At 44.8% G+C, this 24,149-nt stretch carries 18 protein-coding genes; 11 read left to right on the top strand and 7 right to left on the bottom strand.

The features are described from left to right. Nucleotides 1-41 precede the first annotated feature (41 nt). From VRU48_RS13715 to VRU48_RS13700, 4 genes are all read left to right on the top strand, one after another. The gene (locus tag VRU48_RS13715) at nucleotides 42-413 is read left to right on the top strand and encodes a DUF3127 domain-containing protein (protein ID WP_199136210.1); all 372 of its coding nucleotides are present in this window, start codon (nucleotides 42-44) and stop codon (nucleotides 411-413) included. A gap of 152 nt (nucleotides 414-565) precedes the next feature. Further along, entirely contained in the window at nucleotides 566-2,410 is a 1,845-nt protein-coding gene (locus VRU48_RS13710) for a sensor histidine kinase (RefSeq protein ID WP_330108485.1), read from the top strand. Nucleotides 2,411-2,415: 5 nt separating this feature from the next. Further along, nucleotides 2,416-3,111, top strand: coding sequence for a response regulator transcription factor (locus VRU48_RS13705; RefSeq protein WP_330108743.1), 696 nt, complete (start codon nucleotides 2,416-2,418; stop codon nucleotides 3,109-3,111). Nucleotides 3,112-3,162: 51 nt separating this feature from the next. Continuing rightward, nucleotides 3,163-3,657, top strand: a complete 495-nt coding sequence (locus VRU48_RS13700; protein WP_330108484.1) for a hypothetical protein — start codon at nucleotides 3,163-3,165, stop codon at nucleotides 3,655-3,657. Nucleotides 3,658-3,662: 5 nt separating this feature from the next. Here the strand turns inward: VRU48_RS13700 and VRU48_RS13695 are convergent, their stop codons facing one another. Both VRU48_RS13695 and VRU48_RS13690 read right to left on the bottom strand, forming a co-directional pair. Next, nucleotides 3,663-4,439 carry a GLPGLI family protein gene (locus VRU48_RS13695; protein WP_330108483.1) on the bottom strand — a complete coding sequence of 259 codons (777 nt, stop codon included), beginning with the start codon at nucleotides 4,437-4,439 and terminating at the stop codon, nucleotides 3,663-3,665. Nucleotides 4,440-4,443: 4 nt separating this feature from the next. After that, nucleotides 4,444-7,227: an outer membrane beta-barrel family protein gene (locus VRU48_RS13690; RefSeq protein WP_330108482.1), complete on the bottom strand. Its 2,784-nt coding sequence runs from the start codon at nucleotides 7,225-7,227 to the stop codon at nucleotides 4,444-4,446. A gap of 146 nt (nucleotides 7,228-7,373) precedes the next feature. On the opposite strand from VRU48_RS13690, the gene VRU48_RS13685 reads away from it, so the two are divergent. Together VRU48_RS13685 and VRU48_RS13680 are read left to right on the top strand one after the other, a co-directional pair. Next, on the top strand, nucleotides 7,374-9,200 hold the full coding sequence (locus VRU48_RS13685; protein WP_330108481.1) for a DUF4153 domain-containing protein: 1,827 nt from the start codon (nucleotides 7,374-7,376) through the stop codon (nucleotides 9,198-9,200). A 33-nt stretch (nucleotides 9,201-9,233) separates the two neighbouring features. Beyond that, complete coding sequence (locus VRU48_RS13680) at nucleotides 9,234-11,525, top strand: helix-turn-helix domain-containing protein (RefSeq protein ID WP_330108480.1); 2,292 nt, start codon at nucleotides 9,234-9,236, stop codon at nucleotides 11,523-11,525. 529 nt (nucleotides 11,526-12,054) lie between these two features. On the opposite strand, the gene dapF is transcribed toward VRU48_RS13680, so the two are convergent. Beyond that, entirely contained in the window at nucleotides 12,055-12,840 is a 786-nt protein-coding gene (dapF, locus tag VRU48_RS13675; protein WP_330108479.1) for a diaminopimelate epimerase, read from the bottom strand. 259 nt (nucleotides 12,841-13,099) lie between these two features. On the opposite strand from dapF, the gene VRU48_RS13670 reads away from it, so the two are divergent. The 4 genes from VRU48_RS13670 (at nucleotide 13,100) to VRU48_RS13655 (ending at nucleotide 18,482) form a co-directional block, all read left to right on the top strand. Beyond that, the gene (locus VRU48_RS13670) at nucleotides 13,100-14,653 is read left to right on the top strand and encodes a trypsin-like peptidase domain-containing protein (RefSeq protein WP_330108478.1); all 1,554 of its coding nucleotides are present in this window, start codon (nucleotides 13,100-13,102) and stop codon (nucleotides 14,651-14,653) included. Between the two features lie 222 nt (nucleotides 14,654-14,875). Beyond that, nucleotides 14,876-15,574: a succinate dehydrogenase cytochrome b subunit gene (locus VRU48_RS13665; RefSeq protein WP_330108477.1), complete on the top strand. Its 699-nt coding sequence runs from the start codon at nucleotides 14,876-14,878 to the stop codon at nucleotides 15,572-15,574. Between the two features lie 30 nt (nucleotides 15,575-15,604). Then, on the top strand, nucleotides 15,605-17,584 hold the full coding sequence (locus VRU48_RS13660) for a fumarate reductase/succinate dehydrogenase flavoprotein subunit (protein ID WP_330108476.1): 1,980 nt from the start codon (nucleotides 15,605-15,607) through the stop codon (nucleotides 17,582-17,584). Nucleotides 17,585-17,711: 127 nt separating this feature from the next. Beyond that, on the top strand, nucleotides 17,712-18,482 hold the full coding sequence (locus VRU48_RS13655) for a succinate dehydrogenase/fumarate reductase iron-sulfur subunit (RefSeq protein ID WP_330108475.1): 771 nt from the start codon (nucleotides 17,712-17,714) through the stop codon (nucleotides 18,480-18,482). Nucleotides 18,483-18,688: 206 nt separating this feature from the next. Here VRU48_RS13655 and VRU48_RS13650 read toward each other — a convergent pair whose 3' ends face one another. Genes VRU48_RS13650 through VRU48_RS13635 form a run of 4 tightly spaced genes read right to left on the bottom strand, consistent with a single transcriptional unit; the run spans nucleotide 18,689 to nucleotide 22,561 of the window. Next, nucleotides 18,689-19,453 (bottom strand): energy transducer TonB, encoded by a 765-nt coding sequence (locus VRU48_RS13650; protein ID WP_330108474.1) that lies wholly within the window; start codon nucleotides 19,451-19,453, stop codon nucleotides 18,689-18,691. Nucleotides 19,454-19,465: 12 nt separating this feature from the next. Next, a complete protein-coding gene (locus tag VRU48_RS13645; protein ID WP_330108473.1) occupies nucleotides 19,466-20,179 on the bottom strand; it encodes a TonB-dependent receptor plug domain-containing protein in 714 nt (237 codons plus the stop codon). Between the two features lie 10 nt (nucleotides 20,180-20,189). Next, nucleotides 20,190-22,187: a TonB family protein gene (locus VRU48_RS13640; protein WP_330108472.1), complete on the bottom strand. Its 1,998-nt coding sequence runs from the start codon at nucleotides 22,185-22,187 to the stop codon at nucleotides 20,190-20,192. Then, nucleotides 22,184-22,561: a BlaI/MecI/CopY family transcriptional regulator gene (locus VRU48_RS13635; protein ID WP_199136183.1), complete on the bottom strand. Its 378-nt coding sequence runs from the start codon at nucleotides 22,559-22,561 to the stop codon at nucleotides 22,184-22,186. The genes VRU48_RS13640 and VRU48_RS13635 overlap by 4 nt, the downstream gene beginning before the upstream one ends. Nucleotides 22,562-22,716: 155 nt before the next feature. Between VRU48_RS13635 and VRU48_RS13630 the strand changes: the two genes are divergently transcribed. Then, entirely contained in the window at nucleotides 22,717-24,120 is a 1,404-nt protein-coding gene (locus VRU48_RS13630; RefSeq protein WP_330108471.1) for an MBL fold metallo-hydrolase, read from the top strand. The last annotated feature ends 29 nt before the right edge of the window (nucleotides 24,121-24,149 follow it).

Genomic DNA, 24,149 nt, shown 5'->3' with positions numbered 1-24,149 from the left:
TATAGAGATTTGGTTTGCGAGGATAATAATATAGAATTGAAATGGAAATTAAAGGAAAAGTGCACGAAATCGGTGCGTTACAACAAGTGAGCGAAACGTTTAAAAAACGTGATTTGATTATAGAATATGCAGAAAACCCTACTTATCCTGAATACATCAGGTTTGAGGCTTTACAAGATAAAACCGCTTTGTTCGATAGTTTGAAACCAGGCGACGAGGTAGAAGTTTCGTTCAATTTGCGTGGCCGTCCTTGGACCAACAAAGAAGGCGTAACCTCTTATTTCAACAGTTTAGTGGTTTGGCGCTTAACCGCGTTGACCAACACGGCAGGAGCCGCTCCGGCAGCGCCACAATATGCCGCCCCTGCTGACCTTAATGCATCGGCAGGCGAGGAAGACGATCTTCCTTTCTAAAAGATCTTTTTTTAAGCAAACAAATTTAAATGCCAGGCCGTCTTGATTTTCGAGACGGCTTTTTTGTTTAACCAATTGGCAATCACACTTGTTAAAAAGTGTTAAAACCTAGGCTTATGGGCTAATACTTCGCTATTTTTGAATAACTAAAGATGAAAAAAAGAAGTCTCTGGATAATTACGGCGCTCATGACCCTGGCCCTGCTGGGTGTTTTTGTGATGCAGGTGTATTACATCAGGGAATCGTACAAGCTGAACTCGAGGCTTTTTGAAGAGAACGTAAACCAGGCGCTTAATGCGGTGGTTAACAAAATACAGAAGAAGAACGTCGTAACCAGCATCAATAGAAAAGACGACGAAGCCAGGAGGCTGCGCGAAGAAGACCTGAAAAGCAAAACGGATACCATTGTGGCGTTTAAGGTTCGCTTTAAGGACAGCGAGAGCCAAAGAAAGTACAGGCAGCAGCAGCAAATGCTCGATTATATCCTTTTTCAGGACAGTTCGGTTAAGGCCACTTTTTTGTCGCCTTTTATGATTACCGAAGAAGAATATCGAATCTATTCTAACCCAAATTCAAGCGCAAACAATAAACTGGGCCTCGATATTGAGGATATCAAGGATGTAAACGGCAACCTCATCAGCAGAAGGGTGAGGCCTAGGTTTTTGCACCTGAAAACCAACCTGCAGCAGGGGAAATTGCCCGACACCATCAGGTACATTGCCTTTAGTCCGCAGAACTGGTTGCCCCATGTGGTTTCTTTCCCCAGCAAAGACCCCGATATGATGGCCAAGTTCAAGGTAGAAGATGCAAAGGCCAGCAAAAAGTACCAAATGGAGCTGGATAGGCTCTATGCCGATACGGCAAATCTTTTTAGCAACAACAGCTTTAATTTGGTGCAGGATGTGGCCAAAGAGCTCGATAACAAAAATGTGCCTTTGGAAGACCGCATCCCATCCAAAAAAATACTCGATACGCTGCTGAGGAGGGAATTGCTGAGCAAAAACATCAAGCTTGCCTATAACTACTGGCTTACGCCGGCCAAAGACAAGAATCGTATCATCTATCAGAATGTATCGCATGCCATCAATGAGCCCTTGCCTAAAAACACGTTCGAGCATGTGGTTTTCAGCAACGATGTGGTGATTAATGATCCGGGCATGCTTTATGTGAGCTTCCCCAATGTAAGTTCGTTGATATTCAGCAACATGTTTGCTACGTTGGCCTCATCGGTAGCCTTGCTTTTGGTATTGATCTTTATCTTTACCTACACCATTTTGGCCATCATCAGACAAAAGAAGCTATCGGAAATGAAAACGGACTTCATCAACAACATGACGCACGAATTTAAAACGCCGGTAGCCACCATTATGATTGCCAGCGAAGCGTTGAAAGATCCGGAAGTGGTTGAAGACAAGACGCGCATAAGCCGCTTGGCCAATATCATTTATGATGAAAATGTTCGCCTGGGCAACCACATTGAGCGCGTGTTGAGCGTAGCCCGACTTGAAAAGAAAGAAATCAAACTGGAATATGCGCCAGTCAATGTAAACGACCTGATTACTGCTGTTGTCGACAGCATGGGCCTGCAGCTGCAAAAACGCAATGCCCAGGTTACGCTAAACCTCAATTCGGCCGACGATTTGGTGATGGGCGATGAGCTGCACCTTTCTAATGTAATCTACAACCTGATAGACAACGCCAACAAGTACAGCTTAAACGAACCGAAAATTACCATCAGCACGCGAAGCACCATCAAAAACTTGTACATACAGGTTGCCGACGAGGGTATTGGCATGACCAAAGACCAAACCAAACGCATATTTGACCAGTTTTACAGGGTGCATACCGGAAACCTGCACGATGTAAAGGGCTTTGGCTTGGGGCTCAACTATGTGCAAGACATCCTCATGCAAATGGGAGGCAGCATTAAGGTGCAGAGCGAAAAAGACAAAGGCACCACTTTCGAAGTTATTATACCATTTAAACATAGCAATTAATCATGATGAAGAAGATCCTATTGGTAGAAGATGACCCTAACTTGGGCCTGTTGCTGCAAGACTATTTGCAACTGAAAGGCAAATTCGATGTGGTGCTGTGTACTGATGGTGAAGAAGGTCTGAAGGCTTTTTCTAAACAGCAGTTCGATCTTTGTATCTTAGACGTGATGATGCCTAAAAAAGATGGCTTTACCTTGGGCAAGGAAATCAGGAAGACGAACCAGCATGTGCCCATTATCTTTGCTACTGCCAAAGCCATGATGGAAGACAAGGCCTCGGCTTACGATCTGGGGGGCGACGACTATATTACCAAGCCCTTTCGCATCGAAGAATTGCTGTTGCGCATTAATGCCCTGCTTAAACGCGTGGCCGCCAAAGAGGGCGTTAGCAACGAGCCCGTGCAAACCCAATTCCAGATTGGCAAATATACCTTCGATTATACCACGCAACTGATCCACTTTAACGGCCAGCAACAGAAACTATCGACCAAGGAAGCCGAATTATTGCAATTGCTCTGCCTCAAGAAAAATACCGTTTTAACCCGGGAAGAAGCCTTGTTGAGCATTTGGCACGACGATAATTACTTTAATGGCCGGAGCATGGACGTTTTCTTGAGCAAATTGCGCAAATACTTGAAAGAAGATCCGAAAGTGGAGATTTTAAACGTACACGGTAAGGGCTATAAGCTATTGGTAAACTAGTTGCTATTGTCTTTGCACGCAAAACGCTATCTTGCGCGCTTTATTTATCCCATGACTTTAGAAGAAGCAAAAACCTTTGGCCGAAACCAGGCCTTGATCAAGACAGCTATTGCAGTGCTGGTTATGCTCCTGTTTTTCTTTTACGAGCAAACCCATGGCGATTTTGCAAATGGCATATTGTTCTTTTTAGAAGCCATTACCAGCGTCAGGTTTATCGGTATTCTGATTATTCTTTTCGGCTTGACCTTTATTTTTGGCAAAAGAGCTGGAAAGGCTATTATGCTTGACGGCAAACCATTTGTGCCCATTGCCATTAAATACGCCTTAATTATTGTGCTTTTTATTACTGTTCCGGCATTCGTGCTGACTATCATGAGTGGTTTAGCCTCCACCGACCTGCAGGAGTTTACATTGGCCTTTTTGCTGGGTACCCTGTTTTGGATCTTGCCCATGCTGCTGGTGTGGCTATGGGCAACCAACCGAATGCGTGTAGTGGCTAAGCAAAGCCAGCCCACCCAATCGGCAGACTCGGCAACAGCACAATAAATACCTTAAATGCTAACTGCCCTTAAGATGTCGAGTGCATAATTGCCCCAGTCTTTTAACGCATCTTTTAAAATAATCGAAAGCTTTTTGTTATCGGTAGGCTTGCCTTTTGTAGGCTCCTTTAATTGGGCTTCGGTAACAGGCTGATCGCTTACCGAGGTGGCAAACCAGGTAATGTGCTCTTTAGGCAAGGCAAGGCCCAAGATCATGCCGGGCAGTCCGGTAAAAGATTCTGGACCCCCAGAAACCGGGATTTCGTCGGTATAGAAAGCTACTACATAAATCGAATCCATGATTACGGCATTGGCCCTTCTGCAGTCGTAGCCGGCAATGTTCCTGATTTCGTCGGTCAATTTCCAGTTGATTTTACGGGTACTGTCTTTGACCAGATAAGTTTCTTCGAATATTTTCTTTTGTACGGTGCTGGTGCCGTTTAGCGTGTTGGTATAAAGTACGTTGTTTTGTTTGGCCTGTTCAAAATCGAACCAGCTGTTGTCCATTACTTCTTCGGCCACGGGCGTAAACAAGGTTTTGCCGTTCGAAAAAGTGAGGTTGCTTTTCAGGATCTTGAATTGTGGCTTATTCTTTTTGTAGTCTTCCAGTATTTTTTGACCCCACGTGTCGTCTTTGTTCTTTTTGATCCGCTCGGTGATGAGCGCCAGCATATTTACCTTTTTCTCATATTCAATCACCCCCTGCGTAACGAAACGGGCATTTTGGGCATATAAAGTACGGCTTGCCAAAGCCAAAATAACAATCGTTAGAATAGATTTGATTTTCATGGTCTTAATTTTTTTGAGGTGCACCGCCCATTTTGCTAAAATCCCAAACCAGCGAGAACATAAAATACCTGCTGATGTTGTTGTAACTGGTTTGTACAATAGAGTTGGCCGATGCGTTGCGGCTAAAGCCCCTGTTCTGGTTTAATAAGTCGTTGCCTTTTAGCATCAGCTTCAGGTCTTCTTTTTTGAAGAAGCTTTTTGAAATCGAAGCATTGATAATCGTTTGTTCGAAACTGGTGTTAACGAACTTTGAACTTGGGGTGTAGGTGTATTCTCCATCAGCCTGCAAGGTGATTTTTTTAGGCAAAATAACCTTTATGTAAGTAGAACCGTTGCTTCCCCAGCCCTTGTTGCTGCGTTCTGGCTGCAGCGAGGCTTCTTGGGCGTTGTAGCTCGGACCAAAACCGATGTTAAACTCAAACTTGTCGTTGTATCTGCTCAGGCTTAACCGCGGCCCAAATCTGCTGCTGGTGGTTTTGTTAAACTCGTTGTTGATGTAGCTATATCCGGTATTGCCACCAGCACTGATGTTTAGGCCTGCATCCATGCCGATAAACTTTAGTTTTCTGCTCAAGCCGCCATAAAGATTATAAGACATAGGCGTTTTTCCGCCAAGGTTAACCGCTTGAATAACGGATATACCGTTGGTGGTATTGGTGTTGTTTACAATGGCATTGTTGGTGAAAGAGAAATAGCCACTGATATAGAGCGATTGGTTGCTGATTACTTTGTAAGAGCTGTAATTAAGGTTGAAGTTGCTGCTGAAAGATGGCCTCAGGTTAGGGTTGCCTATGGGTTGGTATAACGGATTGGTGTTTACCTTAATTGGTTGCAATTGGTCGATGGTAGGCTGTTGCATATAGCCATTGTAGCCGAATCTGATTGCTCTTTGTGCCGAAAACTTATATTGGTAGTTCAATTGAGGCAGCCAGTTGAAAAAGCTTCTTTTGTACCTGTTGTTCGCTATCGCTTCGTATTGGTCAAAATGAACCGAGTTTACCTTGGTTCCGAAACCCAGCACGGTTTTGCCTTTTTTGTAGTTGAAAATAGCGCCACCCTGATTGGTGTATTGCGTAGCTTCAAAATCGTTGCTGTATTCGGTATCCAATATGTCGTAGTTGCCAGGTGTAGAGGCATTGAACGATTTCCTGTCAGAAGTACTGTTGTTTACGCTAAAGCCATAATTCAGCACCAACGAGAGGAATTTGGAAATCGGCTCGTTGTAGGTAAAGTTAGAGGTAAATGCCGAGATGTTGGTGTTGTTGTCTTTAAACTGATCTACATGCTTGTCTGTTGGCAAACCGTTTTCGTCGATAACCCTGGTGTCCGACTTGAAGAAGCCATCGCTTTCCTTTTTGTTGAGCCTTTGGCTGAGGTTGATCGAAAAGTTTCGGCCGACTTTTTTCAGCTTTTTGTTATAGAAGGCCGAAATGTTGAACAATTGTTCCGTGCCATCTGCATTGTTGTCGCTCGAGCTGGTATTCTGTAAAGAGCCGTCCCCTCTTCTCGAAATACTGCTGGCCGAGCTTTCGTTGCTGCTTCTTTTCAGCGTACCGTCTACCGATACCTTAAGATTCGAAGTCGTGTCGAGTTTGATGGTATAGGTTGCGTCTAGCTTTTGGCGAAAAATGCTCTTGTCCGATGCTTCGTCGGTATTGCTGATGTTAACACCTTGCGGAAGGTTATCTTGGCTGATGGTATTCTTTTTTAACCTTACATCCATCTGGCCTATTTTGTAATTGGTGTTCAGCGATTCCTTATCTCCACGCCATTTGGTATCGTAGTGTACGCCGCCGTTATTGGCTTTCGGAATGCCCTCGCCATAATACTGACCTTCCCAGCCATCAATATCATCGTCGTCGCCACTAAAGAAAATCATGTCGCCCGATATTTCCATGTTGCTGTTGCCACCGCCATATTTATTGGAATCGTCCCAGTTAAGGCCGGTTTTGCCATTATTGCCCGAAGTGCCGTAAACTGCCAGCTTTTGCTTGGCCTTAAACAAGTTGAACATGAGCTGGGCCTGGTAAAAATTATCGGTTCCATAACCGGCATCTACCTTGCCAAAATAGCCTTTCTTCATGTCTTCTTTCAGCTTGATGTTAATGGTGGGGGTTTTCTGCCCATCGTCAACGCCTGTAAAGGCCGCCTGGTCGCTTGATTTTTCATAAAACTGCACCTTGTCTACCATGTCGGCACGCAGGTTTTTGGTAACCAGGGTTGGGTCGTCGCCAAAAAATTCCTCGCCGTCTACCAAAACCTTGGGTACGCTTTTGCCCTGAGCGGTAATTTTGCCGTCTTTGTCAATCTGTATGCCCGGCAATTTTTTTAGCAAGTCTTCCACCTTGTCGTTGGGCTGTATCGAATAACTGGCTGCATTAAACTCGGTGGTATCGCCCTTGATTTTGATGGCCGCGCCTTGACCCCTGATGATAACCTCATTGAGCAACTTGGCCTTCGATTTCATGTTAAGCGCTTTGAAATCGATGGTGGTTTTAGCCGAATCCAAACTAAAGGTGCTTACATAATCGGCGTATTCGGGGTAGGTAAGCAAGAGGATAAAATTCCCTTTTTTCATGTTTTCGATGGCAAAAGAACCCGTATTGCTTGCCCTTGTAAACTTATAGAGTGTTGAGTCTTTGGCGTTGAGAATACTGATGGTTGCGTAGTGGAGTTTGTTGTTGCCGGCACTGTCTATTACGGTTCCCTTAATGGCAAATGGGTTTTGTGCGTACGCAGCGCTGCTATAGCACATTACTAAGAGAATGGCTAGACGAATCAATTTCATGGGGGTCTGTTTTGTTTGGCTGATGCTAAATTATAACTAAAAAATTAATACTAAAAAATTAGTTATGATTTTTTAACATTTGATAACATTTTTTAACAATTGTTACGCTACGCAAACATTACGTATATTTAATTACATTTATCGTTATGAAACTACCTTCGATACAAACGCTCTGGCGAGGGGCTGCCGGCGTATTTGTGCGCTTTCCGTTGCAATTTCTGCTTGCAGTTTCTTCAACCCTTATTTGGTGTTGGCTTACCGAACTCAATTACAACGAAAATATACCCCTGACCAATGCCTTGATCAAGCTGCTTTTGCTGTCTAACTTGGCGCTTACGCTGTTGCTCTCTGGCGATCTTTTTGCCGAATCGCAGGGCTATGAAAAAGGCGGGAAATGGGGGCTTAGGCTTTTGGCTTTGGCCATTTGTGCGGCCCTGTACCTTTTGTTGAATCCTTGGAAAAATGCCATTGATGTTTATCGCGTCCTGCAACTGGCTTTTGCTTTTCACTTGTTGGTCGCTTTTGCGCCTTTTATTGGTCGCGCAAGCCTGAATGGTTTCTGGCAGTACAATAAAACCCTGTTTTTGCGCTTCTTAACTTCGGCCTTTTACGCCGGGGTGCTCTTTGCAGGCCTGGCCATTGCCCTGTTTGCCATAGATGGACTGTTTAACGTCGACATTAACTACAAGTGGTACATGAAACTGCTGGCCTTTGTCAGCGCTGGTTTTACGACCATTTTCTTTTTGGCTGGTGTGCCATCCGATTTCGATAGCCTCGAAAAAGAACAGGATTATCCAAAGGCGCTCAAAATCTTTACGCAGTATGTGCTCATTCCCTTGGTAACCATTTACCTGGCTATTTTGCTGGTGTACGAAATCAAGATTGCCATTGCCTGGCAACTGCCCAAAGGCCTGGTTTCTACTTTGGTATTGGGCTATTCTGTTTTTGGTATTTTATCGCTGCTGCTGGTTTATCCCATCAGAGATCGGGAAGGCAATGGTTGGATCAGGCTCTTTTCACGCTTCTTTTACCTCATGATTATCCCTTTGGTGGTACTGCTCATTCTGGCCATCGTAAAAAGGGTAGGCAATTATGGCATCACCGAATCGCGCTACATTTTGATTGTATTGGCCTGTTGGCTCAGCGCCATTACCCTTTACTTCCTCTTCAGCAAAAAGCAAAACATCAAGCTTATCCCCATCAGTCTTTGCGTATTGGCTTTGCTTACGGTTTACGGACCACAGAGCGCTTTTTCGGTAGCCAAATACTCGCAATTAGCCAGACTTAAACGACTGATGCACCAGCAAAGCAAGCAGGCTCTGAAAGAACGGCCAGAAGTGGTGCGCTACCTGATAGACCAACACGGACTAAGCTCGTTGCAAAGTTTTACCCAAGCCGATTTAAAACAGATTGAAGAGAAAATAGACAAAAAACTCGGCAATGGCATGGTATACAAGTACGAAATCAGGCGAGAAAAAATCGATACTGCTTTGGCCTTGCTCAAAATCAAGGATATTGATTTCGACGATGAAAACGTACAGCTCAATTTTGACAGCGAAAGCAACGGCGAGATTGTGGTAAAAGACTACGATGTTTATTTTCCTTCGGCATTTTATAGCCAATACCAGCAGCGCAGCTTTGCAGGTGCCAAGTTCAAGTTCGAGTATCTGTCTAGAAATAATGCCGACAACGCAAAAGACAAGTACCAGTTACGGCTGACCATCAACGAGCAGGAGCCTTTGGTGTTTGACCTGCGCGCCTTGGCCCAAAAGCTCTACCTCAAATACAAGAATGATTACAACACCGATATCGATAAAAAAGATATTCCGTGGCAAGAAATGCAATTGACGCAGCAGACCAAGGATTTTACGGTTACGCTGGTGCTCAACAATGTGAACGGCACCTACCAACAATCGGACAAAGATTTCTCCTGGATGGAATTTCAGGGTGGCGTACTCGTTAAAAAGCGTTAGGTTTGCAACAAAAACAAGGGTAAAAGATAAGTGATGATGATACAGGTACCGGAAGCGCTCCAGCCGGCAGAGTTGGCGGCCAAATTTATCAATTTAACGTCGAGGCATATTTTCCTTACCGGTAAGGCTGGTACTGGAAAAACCACTTTTCTGCGTAATTTGGTGTCGCTTACGCACAAAAAAACGGTTATTGTGGCACCCACTGGCATTGCAGCCATTAATGCGGCAGGGGTAACCATCCACTCCTTGTTCCAATTGCCCTTTGGAACCTTTCTGCCCAAGGTAGTACCCGATCAGCAATTGGGCGCCTACCAGCATTACCATACCCCCAAATCGATTATCAAGCACTTGCACATGAACGCCACTAAGAGGCGTATTTTGTTAGACCTGGAGTTGCTGATTATTGACGAAGTGAGCATGTTGCGGGCCGATCTGCTCGATGCCATCGACATGGTGTTGCGTTACGTGCGCAAGAACAATTCGGGTTTTGGCGGGGTTCAAGTGTTGTTTATCGGCGATTTGCACCAGCTGCCGCCTGTGGTAAAAAATACCGAGTGGGAGCTTTTGGCCTCTTTTTACAAGAGTGCTTTCTTTTTCGATGCCCTGGTGCTCGAGAAAGAACCCCCAATTTACATCGAACTTGAAAAAATATACCGTCAGGCCGACGAAGTGTTCATTCAATTGCTCAATAACCTGCGCAACAATCAGGTAACTGCGGCCGATGTAGCCCTGCTCAAGTCGTATTACAAGCAAAACTATCAGCCCGACCTCAAAGACAACTACATTACCCTAACCACCCACAACAACAAGGCCGATGCGCTGAACAAAAACAGCCTGGCCGAATTGGAAGGGAAATCGTCTTTTTACAAGGCCACCTTCACCGATGAATTTAGCGAAAGTGCCTTTCCGGCAGAGCGGGTATTGGAGCTGAAGGTCGGTGCACAAGTGATGTTCATTAAAAACGACCCCACTGGCGAACAACGCTTCTTTAACGGCAAGATAGCGGTGATTACCAAGCTAGAAAGCGATTCGGTGGAAGTAAAATTCGAAGATTCGAGGCATCGGCTCAGCGTTGAAAAGTATACTTGGAAGAACGTGCGTTACACGGTCAACAAAACCACCAATGAGATTGAGGAAGAAATTGCAGGTACTTTTACCCAGTTTCCGCTCAAACTGGCCTGGGCCATCACCGTTCATAAAAGTCAAGGGCTTACTTTTGATAAGGCCATTATCGATATCGGCGATGCTTTTGCCCCAGGTCAGATTTACGTGGCCTTGTCGAGGCTCCGCTCGTTGGATGGTTTGGTGCTCACCTCGCTCATTTCCGATCGTGGCATCCGTCAAGATCAAAATGTGACTTACTTTGCCAAGACCAAGCAGCAACAGGAAGATCTGGCCGTACAAATCAAAAGAGAAAGTTTTGCGTTTTTGCGCCATTCGCTGTTGCAGGCCTTCAGCTTTGCTGCGTTGGACAACTATGTGTTTGAGCATGTATTTAGCTATACCAAGGACGAAAAACGATCGGCCAAACAAACCCATTTGAGCTGGGCCGTTAAGTTGCAGCAAACGCTCATCGCGCTCAGGGCGCATGCCGACAAGTTTTTAAAGCAATTGGAGCGTTTATGCGCCGGGGCCACTACCGATGAAGGTTTTGGACTTTTGCTAGAACGTACCGAAGCAGCAACGCAATATTTTACGCCTCAACTGATGGCCATGAGCGATTCGATTTTTGAACTGATCGAAAAAGTAAAAACCGAAAAGCAAACCAAGGAATATCTGGCTGAACTGCTCGAAATGGAACTGATGTTTGACGAGCAACATAAAAAAATCAACAAAGCAAAGGCCATGTTGGTGGCTGCAGGCGAAGGCAGGGAGCTGACCAAAGAAGACATTATAGCCTTGCACCGCAATCCGAAACGCAACGAACAAATCAGGCAGGTTTATTCGGGTGGCAAAGAAGATTTTAATATCGACGATGCCTATACCAAGCTCAAAAGCAAAAAGAAAAACAAAACACCAGCTTTGCCTAAGCCCGATACCAAAGAACTGACTTTGGGCTTGTTTAAGGAAGGCAAGAGCCCCGAAGAAATTGCCAAAGAGCGAAAAATGAGTTTAGGAACGATTGAAGGTCACTTGGCCCATTTTGTAGCCAAGCACGAAATCAAAGGGAGCGACTTGGTGCCTCAAAAAAGGCTCGACCGGATGTTGGAAGCCATCACCACACTCAAAACCATCAGGTTAAACGATCTGCGTGAGCATTTGGGCAAATCCTACAGCTTCAGCGAAATCAAAATCGCCGTAGCCGTTTACCTGGCTGAGAGCTAGAGAGTAGTCTTTTTTAGTCAATAGTCCATGGACGATAGTTTAATAGGCATATCGCTATTAAACTATCGCGGAAATTGGCAAAGGATCATATCAGCTAACGGGCCTTGGTCTAACTAAGGCGTCTAAGGCGGTTAAAGATTGTCTACTTGGTCTATAGCCCATGGACGATAGTTTATTGGCATATCGTTTTTAGACACTTGCGGAAATTGGCAAAGGATTGTATTAGCTAACAGGCCTCTGGTCTAACTAAGGCGTCTAAGGCGGTTAAAGATCGTCTACTTGGTCTATAGTCCATGGACGATAGCTTAATTGGGCATATCATTATTGGACTCTTGCGGAAAGCGGAAGGTTTGGTGTTTAGCTAGTAGGCCTCTGGCCTAACTAAGGCGTCTAAGGCGGTTAAAGATGATTTGCTTGCTCTAAGACATCTAAGGTGGTTAAAAATTGAGCAACTTTTGAGGAAGACATAACAATTGAGGAGTGCCAGAAAGACTTGCAAAGTTTTTAAAACTTCGCAAGTTTATTGCGTTTACACATCCAGCTCCCCATCAAAAACCTTTTCGGCAGGGCCACATAAAAACACATCGGTAAATTTTTGGCCATCGTAATTGAAGTTAACCTGCAGCTTGCCACCCAACACCTCGATAGGCGTTTCTACTTTGCCAATTTGTTGCTGGTGCTTGGCCATCGCCATGGCAACTGCCGTTACGCCCGTGCCACAGGCATAGGTCTCGTCTTCAACGCCACGTTCAAAAGTGCGTACAAACAAACGGTCGGGTTTAGGTTCTACAAAGTTCACGTTAATGCCATTGGCTTGGTAGGTTTCGTTGTTGCGGATGGCCTTGCCCTGGTTAAACACATCTAACGAAGCCAGGTTTTCTACCTGTGCTACATAGTGTGGCGAACCGGTATTCAACACAAAGGCCTCTCCGTCTTGCTCTACCTGTTCCACATCGATCATCTGCAACTCTACCCAATTCCCTTCGGCTGTAATTTTGGCATAGTGCGGACCGTCTACTGCCAAGAAATTGGTTTCGTTGTCAAAAACGCCCAGATGTTTGGCAAAAGCCACAATGCAACGGCCACCATTGCCGCACATGCTGCCCGGCTTGCCATCGGCGTTGTAGTACACCATTTCAAAATCGTAATCCTCATGGTCTAGCAAAAACATCAAGCCATCGGCACCAATGCCAAATCTGCGGTGGCAAAGCTGGGCTACGAGCTCGTTATCAATGTTTTTGAGTGGGCTCATGCGGTGGTCGATCAGGATAAAATCGTTGCCGGCACCTTGGTATTTGGAGAATTTGATGTTCATGCTTTCTTCATTTAAAAATAAAATATTTGTTAGTGGAAAACGGAAAATCCAAACCTAAATTTGATTTAACATTTTTTAACAAAAATTAGGATGTTCGAATGATACAAATATCGTTTATATGGTATTAATTTTGAGTAACACATTAGTAAAAAAGTAAATAACGCAGTTTCAGCAGGAGCAAGCTTAGCCAAATACCCGGGCAAGAGGCTAAATATGCCCCTGATGACTTCATTACCATTGAAAGGAAAATAATAAGCAAATGAAAAAAATAGGATTAATAGTGTTGGCTGCTTTCTTAGGTGGAGCAGTTGCAGTAGGCGCTTATAAACTATTGGAGCGCAAAAACGATAGCTATTCATTAACAGAGAAACAAAACATGATGTTTGCCAATAACCCGCTCAAGGTGGCTTCATCTGGATCGGTTGATTTTGTGCAGGCCGCGGCGGCGGTATCTCCGGCAGTGGTACACATCAGAACCACTTACGGCAACAACAACAGCAATGCCGATCAAGGCGGTGGCAGCATGGACGATATGTTTGAACAGTTTTTTGGTGGCGGCGGCCGAAGAATGCAACGCGTACCAAGAGCAGCTTCGGGTTCGGGTGTTATTTTAACGCCTGATGGCTACATCGTAACCAATAACCACGTGGTTGACAATGCCGATAAAATCGAAGTGGTTTTGTCGAACAGAAAAAAAGTAATGGCCAAAGTAATCGGCAAAGATGCCAATACAGACTTGGCGTTGATTAAAGTAGAGGCTACAGACCTGCCTTTTGTAAAAATGGGCAACTCTGACAATGTGCAGGTGGGCGAGTGGGTATTGGCCGTTGGTTTCCCCTTGGATTTGCAAACTACCGTTACCGCAGGTATCGTGAGTGCAAAGGCACGTAATATCGGTATCTTGAACAGAGAACAGCAGCAACCAACCCGCGAGCAATACGAGGAGTACCAAAGAACAGGCAAAATGCCAGATGTTCCGGCTAACAACGCCATCGAATCGTATATCCAAACCGATGCGGCCATCAATCCTGGCAACAGTGGTGGCGCCTTGGTTAATGCCAATGGCGAGCTGATCGGTATCAATGCCGCCATTGCCTCTGAAACCGGCCGTAACGAAGGCTATGGTTTTGCCATCCCAATCAACTTGGCCAAAAAGATCTTAGAAGACTTTAAAGAGTTCGGTACCGTAAAACGTGGCTATATCGGTGTAACTTTCCAAGCTTTGGATGCCGACGTTGCCGAGCGTTTAAAAGTGAAAGACATTAATGGCCTTTATGTAAGTGGCGTAGTGCCTAATGGCGGTGCCGCAGCTGCAGGTATCAAAGAAGGCGATATCATTAAAAAAGTAAACGGAACCGAAATTTACGACTCGCCAGATTTGCAAGAAAAAGTGGGCCGTATGCGTCCGGGCGACAAAGTAGCTTTGTCTGTTTTGAAAGCCGATGGTTCTACTAAAAACGTAACCGTAATCTTAAAACCTGAGAGCAACGTAAGCCTGGCTTCTACCAAGGCTCCAGCTGAAAAACCAACAGGTGCAACCGTAAGCAAGTTGGGCGCCAGCTTCGCCCCTGCATCAGCGGCGGCCAAAGCCAAGTTCAACCTTAAAAACGGCGTGGTGGTTACCGATGTAAAAGCCGGTCAGCTTTTCGATTACTACGACGTGCCAAAAGGCGCCATCATTACCAAAGTGAATGGGGTGTCGGTAAATAGTGTTGCCGATATTGAAAAAGCCTTGCCAACTTCTCGCGATGGCCAAATTACCATTTCGGGTATTAGCGATAACCGTATGTTTACCATTTCGTTTGGCAACTAAGTTTCCAAATTGATGAATAAGAAAAAGGACAGCCCTAAAAGCTGTCCTTTTTTTATGCGCTTTAGTCGGCTAAAGCTTCAGCAAATGCCAATTTCTGCCAAAACCGGCTTCTTTTTTAGAATGTTTCTAAATTGTTTATTTGTCACGATTTTATCATCTTCAATCTTATTTTAACTCATATTTTAAATACTTTTGCAGTCTAAGAATATAAATTAAAAGCTAATGGGTAGTATCGCAAATGCTTTTTCCTCTTCTATAGGAAAAAAACTAATAATGGGCATCACAGGCCTGTTTTTAATCTCTTTTTTAGTGGTTCACTGTTTCTTAAACGCTTTTGTGTTTTTTGACAATACCGGTGTACTGTTTAACGAAGGCGCACATTTTATGGCCACCAACTGGATCATCAGGGCCATGGAAGTTGTTTTGATGGCAGGCTTGCTTTTGCATATTGTACAGGGAGCCAGGTTAACCTTTCAAAACCAGGCCGCCCGTCCTGAAAAATATGCCTACAGCAATGGCAGTGCCAATAGCAAGTGGTATTCGCGCTCTATGGGCTTGTTGGGTACTTTGTTGCTCATGTTCCTGATCGTGCACTTGTCTGATTTCTGGGTGGTTTCGCGTTTTACCGGCATCGAGCAATTTAACGGCGGTACGCCACTAGATGCAGCAGGCCACGAAGATTTATATGCGGTAATGCATGCCAAATTTAGCCAACCATGGCGCGTAGTGCTGTATGTATTGGCCATGATCTCGTTGGCTTATCACTTGTTGCATGGATTTGCTTCGGCCTTTCAAACTTTGGGCTGGAACCATAAAAAATATACGCCGATCATCAAGGCCCTTGGTGTTTGGTTCTCGATCATCGTTCCGTTGCTTTTTGCGCTAATGCCAATTGCAATCTACTTTGGATGGAGTTTTTAAAATAATTTTGGACGAATAAAGCTAAATATAATGTCAGCATTAAATTCAAATATACCTGAGGGAGAATTGACCGGCAAATGGACGAAATTCAAATCGTCTGTAGCCTTGGTTAACCCTTCTAACAAAAGAAGCTTAGAAGTAATTGTAGTAGGTTCGGGCTTGGCAGGTGCTTCGGCGGCCGCCACTTTGGCCGAAATGGGCTACAAAGTAAAATGCTTCTGTTTTCAGGATTCGCCTCGCAGGGCGCACTCTATTGCAGCTCAAGGTGGTATCAACGCCGCCAAGAACTATCAGAACGACGGCGATAGCACCTATCGTTTGTTTTATGATACCATTAAAGGTGGCGATTACCGCGCCCGCGAAGCCAACGTACACCGTTTGGCAGAGGTGAGTGCCAACATCATCGACCAATGCGTAGCTCAAGGCGTGCCTTTGGCCAGAGAATATGGCGGTTTGTTAGATAACCGTTCTTTCGGTGGTACACAGGTACAAAGAACTTTTTATGCCGCAGGTCAAACCGGACAGCAATTGCTGTTGGGAGCCTACAGTGCTTTAGAGCGCCAAATTGGTATGGGTAAGGTAGAAATGTTTACCCGTCACGAAATGTTGGAAGTGGTTAAGATTGACGGTAAGGCACGTGGAATCATTGCCCGTAACCTGATTACCGGCGAATTAGAACGTCACTTTGGCCATGCGGTTGTTTTAGGAACCGGTGGCTACGGCAACGTATTCTTCCTTTCTACCAATGCCATGGGCAGCAATGTTACCGCCGCATGGAAAGCCAACAAACAAGGCGCTTTCTTTGCCAATCCGTGCTACACCCAAATTCACCCAACCTGTATCCCGGTTTCTGGCGATCACCAATCGAAACTAACCCTGATGTCTGAATCGTTGCGTAACGATGGCAGGATCTGGGTACCTAAAAAGAAAGACGATACCCGTAAAGCTTCAGAAATTCCTGAAGACGAAAGAGATTATTACTTGGAGCGTCGTTACCCTGCTTTTGGTAACTTGGTGCCACGCGATGTGGCTTCGAGGGCTGCCAAAGAGCGTTGCGATGCTGGTTATGGCGTAGGCGCTTCTAAATTGGCGGTTTACCTCGATTTTAAAGCCAATACAGAGCGTTATGGCCGTATTGAAGCCGCTAAAGCCGGTAACCACCACCCAGATCAGGAAACCTGCATGCGTTTGGGTACAGAAGTAATCAAAGAGAAATATGGTAACCTGTTCGATATGTACAAGCAGATTACCGGCGAGGATCCTTATGAAACACCAATGCGTATCTATCCAGCCGTTCACTATACCATGGGTGGCCTTTGGGTTGATTATAACTTGATGACTACTGTTCCTGGTTTGTACTGTACTGGCGAGGCCAACTTCTCAGACCACGGCGCTAACCGTTTAGGTGCCTCGGCATTGATGCAAGGTTTGGCAGATGGCTACTTCGTGCTTCCTTACACCATTGGTGCTTACCTTTCAAAAGAGATTTCTGTAAAAGCAATTCCAACAGACCACCCGGCGTTTGTGGAGGCCGAGCAAAGCGTAAAAGAAACGCTTGATAAGCTGATCAACATCAAAGGAACCAAATCGGTTGACCATTTCCACAAGAAATTGGGTCTGATTATGTGGGAGAAATGCGGTATGGCCCGTAATGCAGAAGGATTGAAATCGGCGATTGCAGAAATCCAACAATTGAAAAAAGACTTCTGGGCCGATGTACGCGTGCCAGGAGAGGTCAACGAATATAACCCAGAGTTGGAAAAAGCCGGTCGCGTGGCCGATTTTATCGAACTAGGCGAGTTGATGTGTATCGATGCCCTTAACCGTAACGAAAGCTGCGGCGGACACTTCAGGGAGGAGTACCAAACCGAAGAAGGAGAGGCCCTGCGCGACGATGCAAACTACGCTTATGTAGCTGCTTGGGAAAACAAAGGCAACGGAACTTTCGAATTGCACAAAGAAGAACTGAAATTCGAAAATATTAAAATAGCACAAAGAAGTTATAAATAGAGCGTATTGAGCTAAGCGTATAGCGATGTGCGTTTGTTCGAGGCTAGGAAAAGAATCATAAACAGTAACGTGTATGAGCGTGAGGAGGAAACTCAATACGCAGTACCCAATACTCAATACTAATAAAATGAGTACAGGAAATATGAACTTAACGCTAAAGGTTTGGCGTCAGAAAAACAACAAAACTAAAGGACAATTGGTCGATTATAAAGTGGCCGATATCTCTCCAGACATGTCGTTTTTGGAGATGTTCGACGTTTTGAACGAGAATCTGATCAATAAAGGCGAAGAGCCTATCGTATTTGATCACGACTGTCGCGAAGGCATTTGTGGCATGTGTTCGATGTTTATCAACGGCAGGCCGCACGGACCAAAAGAGGGTATTACCACTTGCCAGCTGCACATGCGTTCTTTTAAAGATGGCGATACCATTGTGGTAGAACCATGGAGAGCGAAGGCATTTCCGGTAATCAAGGATTTAACGGTAGATAGATCAGCTTTCGACCGTGTTATCGCTGCTGGTGGCTTTATTTCGGTTAATACGGGCAATGCACAAGATGCCAATAACCTGCCTATTCCAAAGGCGCAGGCTGATGCAGCTTTCGAAGCGGCGGCTTGTATCGGTTGCGGTGCCTGTGTAGCTACCTGTAAAAATGCATCGGCTATGCTTTTTGTATCGGCTAAGATCTCGCAGATGGCTTTGTTGCCACAAGGTCAGCCAGAGCGTTACAAACGCGTACAAGGCATGGTGGCACAAATGGATGCCGAAGGTTTCGGTAACTGTACCAACACCGGCGCCTGCGAGGCAGAGTGCCCTAAAGGAATTTCTTTAGAGAACATTGCGCGCATGAACAGAGACTACTATACCGCCAAGTTCATCAGCGAGGAAGAAGGATAGTTCAGTTGCCAGTTGGCCATTGACAGTTTGCAGTTCATAGAGAACTGGAAGCTGATTTGCTTTTTTCCAAAAAAATGATTAGATTTAGTTATCCGAGACAAAGGAGAACATATGAAACGAGAAACCCCAACCATTAGGCCGGGGTTTTTTGTTTGGTTTATAGTAGTCGGTATTTTACAAGAGGCTTAGCCTTGCCTAATCTTAGTTTATTTGGCGGCTAAGGTAAATTTAATCGGCAAGCTGAAAGATGATCTTACCGGCTTTCCGTCTTTTTCGGCCGGGTTCCATTTCTTCATCAGTTTTACTACCCTAACGGCTTCCTCGTCGGCACCACCGCCAATACCTTTCACTACCTTGATGTCTTTAATGCTGCCATCGGCCTCTACCATAAATGATACAAATACATCGCCTTGTATGTTTTTGGTCACCGCTTCTTTAGGATATTTGATGTTTTGGCCCAAGAACTTATAAAGGGCTTGCACACCATCCGGATAGCTTGGCTGGTTTTTCATTTGTGACCCGTTGCTGGCTACCTTGTCTTTGCCTAGCGCTGGTTTGCCGCTTGAGCCTTTATACAAAGTGAATTTAACCGGCATGTTATAGGCTACTTTTACGACTTTTCCATTTTCGGTTCCCGGGTTCCATTTCTTCATCATTTTTAACACCCTGATGGCTTCTTCGTCTGTGCCACCACCAATTTTCCGGTCAACCTTGATGTCTGAAACCGAGCCATCTTTGCCCACAATAAAAGATACAAATACATTGCCTTGGATGTTTTTTTCAGCGGCTTCTTTAGGATATTTGATGTTCTGGGCTAAGAATTTGTAGAGCGCGGCTATGCCTCCGGGGTAGGTTGGTGGGTGTTTCATGCTGACAAAGCTATACACCTTGTCGTCTTGTGCCTTCGTTTCGTTTAGGCATAAGGTGAGCAGTAACACCGCAAATAGCGATGAGAAAATCAGTTTTTTCATATGTTTTAGGGTTTAGTTTGCTGTTTTTTTGCTCTTTTCTGAAGCGTATTTTTTGGTGGTAATCACAATTACGCCATTTTCGGCAGCTTTGCCATACAAGGCCACGGCAGATAGGCTTTTGAGGATTTGTACGCTGTCTATGCTTTCTGGAGCCAATGCGGCCATTTCAAAATTTTCGACTGTTTTGTCGTCAACTACATATAAAGGTTGACCCGCAGTTTGGCTATTCGAGCCTCTCAAAACAATGCGGGTGCCGTTTTCGCTCTTAAATTCGGAGTTCTTGCCATTTTTCGGCGCGTTGGCAATTGCAGGAGCCATGGCGTTGATGTTGATGGTGCTGAGCGCCTTAAAGCCGGTAGGCATTTGGGCATCCTGATTAATGATTGTGCTGTTGGCGCCTTGTAGTCTAAACGAAGTACGAATGGCATAACTACCGTTTTGGGCCGGTTTAAATGCTGGGTAGGCCAAGATGAGGTTCGCTACTTCCAAGTCTGTTTTGGTGCTTAGCTGGCTTTGTATATTTACGTTTTTTACCATGCCCTTATCCAGGTTAAAGGTAATGATGTTGTCGCCCTGCAACAGTTCAGCTCTGGCTTCGGCAGGATAGCTTATTTTGGTCGACAGATAGCGGTAAAAGGCATCCCAATTGGTAGCGCTTTGTGCCCAGTTTTGAAAAGAGCAGATCATGAGCATCGCAAATAGCGACGAAGCTACAAGTTTTTTCATATCCTAGTTTTTAATTTCTGTTAATAAGAGTAGCAGTAACTTTTGGTATTTTTTGTTGTTTCGAAGTAAGCAGGAGCACGCCGTTTTCTGCCGCTTTTCCATATAGGGCTACGCCACTTGCCGAGTTCAGCACATCAACGCTTTTGAGGGTGCTCGCATCGATGTCGTTCAGTGTCGCATATTCCTTGATTTCACCGTCAAGAACAACCAATGGCGCTTCTTTTTCGGGCAGCCCTCTTAAACGTATGCCCACGCTTTTAGGCGACATTCTTTCTCTTTTGCCAGCATCCAAGGCAAATTTGATCGGAATGTTGTACTTAACCCTTACCGGTCTGCCGTTCTGCATGCCAGGGTTCCAATTCCTGCTGAGTTTCAATACACGAATGGCTTCTTCGTCGGTGCCAAAGCCTAGTCTGCGGTCTATTTTAATATCGCTTAAAGAGCCGTCTTTCTCTACTGTAAAGGAAACAAAAACATTGCCTTGGACGTCATTTTCGATAGCCAGGGTAGGATATTTGATGTTTTTGCTCAAAAACTCGTAAAACTTGTTCACACCGCCCGGATAGCTTGGCGGATTCTCCAAGGTTACGAAATTATAGATCATCCTGTCTTCAGGCTTGGCTTCTTCGGGTTCTTTTTCTTTAGGCGCAGCGGCTTGGATAAACAAGTTGATTGGCGTATAGTCTGCTGGATTGCTGGCTTCTTCGTTGAGCATTTTGCTGGTTGCGCCATCAAGTTTAAAGGTTACCTTTAGACTGTACTTCCCATCTTTTTGCAACAGATCGTTGTAGTTTAATAAGTTTTGCGTCACCTCTTCTTCGCAACCCTCGCCAATTTCGTTCTGTACCAAAACGTTCTGTAGCTTGCCATTGGTTACGCTAAAATTAACCACTACGTTGCCTTGGATCTTTTTTTGTACGGCAGCCACCGGATATTTAACGCGTTCGGCTAAATACCTGAAAAACGAGTTTAAAGAGGCACCGGCATTCTCGGTATTTTCAACTGGCAAAGTAGTAGGCTCCATAAACTGGTTCACGATGGTGGCAGTTGTTTTGACGGTAGAATCTGGCGGAGGTGGCGGGGCAAGGTTAACAACGCTTAAGGGTGCCTGGATCAGTTGGCCTACCACAGCCTTGGCATCGTTTAACGGAATTTGCTGGGCCACGGCTAAAATCTTGTTGTTTTTGCGAATGGTGGCCGAAGACAAGACCAAAGTGAGCGAAAAAAGCGGCACAAACAGCCCATATTTAAGGATGGCTGTTTTTTTAGAACGCTCCTTGTGTAGCATAAAGATGCGTTTTTTGATCAGCGATTTGGTAAAAAAACCATTGGTCAGCGTATTGGGCCTTACGCCAAAGGCTTGGCTGAGCAGAAGCAGCGAATAGGTTTCCTTGTCGCCCTGAAATTTGGCTGCGGCTTCGTCGGCCAAAAATTCGTGTATGTTTTTTACAGTGTGCTTGTAAGCGTAAATAATGGGATTGAACCAGGTGAAAATGCCCAACAGTTCAAAGAAAAGCACATCAACGGTATGAAGTTGCTTGATGTGGATGTCTTCGTGCAGGCTTACCGTGGCTATTTCGGGCAGGTCGGTCGAAACCACTTTTTTTCTGAAGAAAGAAAAAGCGGAGCCATTGCCGATGCGGCTAAAAAGCTTGCGAACGGCCAATAGCTGAAATACGAATCGGCCCAGAAAAAACAAAATCCCCAACAAATAAACAGATACAATAAAAGTACCCCAGTTAAATTTTGCAGCCTGGTCATCCAATATGGTTACCTGGGCCACCAAGCTGTTCAGCTGGTCTACGCCCACGTAAATATGACGGCTTACTTCTTGTTTGCTGAACCATTCGAAACGCATGAACGGAATGCCCAGCGAAAGCAGGCCAGAACCGATCAGGTAGACGCGGTTCAGTACAAAATAAGTTTCCTTATCGAGCAGCAACCTATAGAAGCAGTAAAAAATAACCAGGTAAATGTTTACCTGCAAGAGATAATGTGCCCAACTCATTTTGGCCTATTTTTAAATTTGTTGATCATTTTTAGGATCTCGTCAACATCGCTCAGGTCTAATTTTTCTTCTTTGACGAAGAAAGAGAACATACTTTCTACCGAGTTCTCGAAATAGTTGCCCAGTAGTTTTTCGGTGGCGTGGCGCTTGTATTCTTCTCTGCTGATTAAAGGATAGTATTTGTGCGCCTTGCCAAAGGCTTCGTGGCCAATAAAGCCTTTTACCTCAAGAATACGAATAATGGTAGAGACCGTGTTGTAGGCCGGTTTCGGCTCAGGCAAATAATCCATCACCTCTTTTACAAATGCCTTGTCTAATTGCCATACAATTTGCATGATCTGTTCCTCTGCCTTCGTTAAATCTTTTATTTCCATGATAATTGTTGTGTTTTGTTGTTTGTTTACAATAGGAGCTAAGTCATTTTAAACAACATCTATACTAATTTTAACTAAACTTAAAACTAATATCTTAGTTTACAAAATTTTTCGTCTATTATTTTCTAATATTGGAAAAATAATTTACAATTTTTATGAAAATAGCTTTTCATGGTGCGGCCCGTAACGTAACCGGCAGCAAACACCTGGTTACCCTTAACAATGGGATAAAGATATTGTTAGACTGTGGCATGTTTCAGGGCATGGGACAGGAAACGGAAGAGCTGAACGAAAATTTTGGCTTTGATGCGGCTTCGGTCGATTTCCTGATCCTTTCTCACGCGCATATCGATCATAGCGGACTTATCCCGCGCTTGATTGCCCAAGGTTTTAAGGGCGCGATTTTTGGTACACAAGCTACCATGGAGCTGAGTAAGATCTTGTTGCTCGATTCGGCCAAAATCCAAGCGGGCGATTTGAAGTATAAGAATAAAAAACTGCAGCAAAGAGGCTTGCCTTTAGAACAGCCACTTTACGAAGAAGAAGATGTACTTAAAGCCATGGATTATTTTGTGGCAGTTGATTACCATACCGAAACCCGCTTAACCGACGAGGTGAGCGTGCAGTTTATCGATGCAGGGCATATTATTGGCAGTGCTTCGGTGCATCTTACCATTCGGGAAAACGGAAAAACAACCAAGCTCAGTTTTAGCGGCGATGTTGGCCAGTATGGCGATTTGTTGCTGAAGGCACCACAGGAATTTCCACAAGCCGATTATATTTTGTTAGAATCTACCTATGGCGACCGCTTGCACAAAGATGCCCAGCCCACCAAAGAAGCCCTGCTCAAAGTAGTGCTCGAAACCTGCGTGCAGAAAAGAGGTAAAGTGATTATTCCGGCGTTTAGCGTGGGTCGTACGCAGGAACTGCTTTATATTTTGAACAACCTCGACCTGGAAGGCAAACTGCCGAACGTAAAGGTTTATGTAGATAGTCCATTGTCGGCCAAGGCCACCCAAATTGTAGAAGACCACGCCGAAGGTTATAATCAGGATGTACTCAATGTACTCAAAATAGATGATGAGCCTTTCGATTTTAAAAACCTACATTACGTAGAAGATGTAGAAGAATCGAAGGCACTTAATAGCAATCCAGATCCTTGCATCATCATTTCGGCTTCGGGCATGGCCGAGGCGGGTAGGGTAAAGCACCATATCAAGAACAATATCAGCGACCAGAAAAATACCATTTTGATGGTAGGTTATTGCGAACCTAACTCGTTGGGCGGACGCCTAAAGAACGGCGCTAAAGAGGTAAGTATTTTTGGCGAGCGTTTTAAGGTAGTGGCCGATGTAAGAAGCATCCAATCGATGAGTGCGCATGGCGATTACGAAGACCTGTTGCGCTTTATTGCAAAGCAAGATCCGCAAAAAGTGAAAAAAATATTCCTGGTACACGGCGATTACGATGTACAACAGGTTTTTAGAGAGAAAATATTGGCCAAAGGTTACCTAAGTGTAGAAATTCCAGACAGGCATCAGGAATTTGATTTGGGGTAGACGAATCAGACCATATTTTACCATTGAGG

The organism is Pedobacter albus (assembly GCF_036324255.1).
Lineage (GTDB): Bacteria > Bacteroidota > Bacteroidia > Sphingobacteriales > Sphingobacteriaceae > Pedobacter > Pedobacter albus.
Note: the sequence above shows the minus strand (reverse complement) of the source record. Positions and strands in the feature narration are given on the sequence as shown.

Coding starts and splice junctions, on each gene's coding strand:
- VRU48_RS13715 (WP_199136210.1), top strand. CDS start 42: ATGGAAATTAAAGGAAAAGTGCACGAAATCGGTGCGTTACAACAAGTG.
- VRU48_RS13710 (WP_330108485.1), top strand. CDS start 566: ATGAAAAAAAGAAGTCTCTGGATAATTACGGCGCTCATGACCCTGGCC.
- VRU48_RS13705 (WP_330108743.1), top strand. CDS start 2,416: ATGAAGAAGATCCTATTGGTAGAAGATGACCCTAACTTGGGCCTGTTG.
- VRU48_RS13700 (WP_330108484.1), top strand. CDS start 3,163: ATGACTTTAGAAGAAGCAAAAACCTTTGGCCGAAACCAGGCCTTGATC.
- VRU48_RS13695 (WP_330108483.1), bottom strand. CDS start 4,439: ATGAAAATCAAATCTATTCTAACGATTGTTATTTTGGCTTTGGCAAGC.
- VRU48_RS13690 (WP_330108482.1), bottom strand. CDS start 7,227: ATGAAATTGATTCGTCTAGCCATTCTCTTAGTAATGTGCTATAGCAGC.
- VRU48_RS13685 (WP_330108481.1), top strand. CDS start 7,374: ATGAAACTACCTTCGATACAAACGCTCTGGCGAGGGGCTGCCGGCGTA.
- VRU48_RS13680 (WP_330108480.1), top strand. CDS start 9,234: ATGATGATACAGGTACCGGAAGCGCTCCAGCCGGCAGAGTTGGCGGCC.
- dapF (WP_330108479.1), bottom strand. CDS start 12,840: ATGAACATCAAATTCTCCAAATACCAAGGTGCCGGCAACGATTTTATC.
- VRU48_RS13670 (WP_330108478.1), top strand. CDS start 13,100: ATGAAAAAAATAGGATTAATAGTGTTGGCTGCTTTCTTAGGTGGAGCA.
- VRU48_RS13665 (WP_330108477.1), top strand. CDS start 14,876: ATGGGTAGTATCGCAAATGCTTTTTCCTCTTCTATAGGAAAAAAACTA.
- VRU48_RS13660 (WP_330108476.1), top strand. CDS start 15,605: ATGTCAGCATTAAATTCAAATATACCTGAGGGAGAATTGACCGGCAAA.
- VRU48_RS13655 (WP_330108475.1), top strand. CDS start 17,712: ATGAGTACAGGAAATATGAACTTAACGCTAAAGGTTTGGCGTCAGAAA.
- VRU48_RS13650 (WP_330108474.1), bottom strand. CDS start 19,453: ATGAAAAAACTGATTTTCTCATCGCTATTTGCGGTGTTACTGCTCACC.
- VRU48_RS13645 (WP_330108473.1), bottom strand. CDS start 20,179: ATGAAAAAACTTGTAGCTTCGTCGCTATTTGCGATGCTCATGATCTGC.
- VRU48_RS13640 (WP_330108472.1), bottom strand. CDS start 22,187: ATGAGTTGGGCACATTATCTCTTGCAGGTAAACATTTACCTGGTTATT.
- VRU48_RS13635 (WP_199136183.1), bottom strand. CDS start 22,561: ATGGAAATAAAAGATTTAACGAAGGCAGAGGAACAGATCATGCAAATT.
- VRU48_RS13630 (WP_330108471.1), top strand. CDS start 22,717: ATGAAAATAGCTTTTCATGGTGCGGCCCGTAACGTAACCGGCAGCAAA.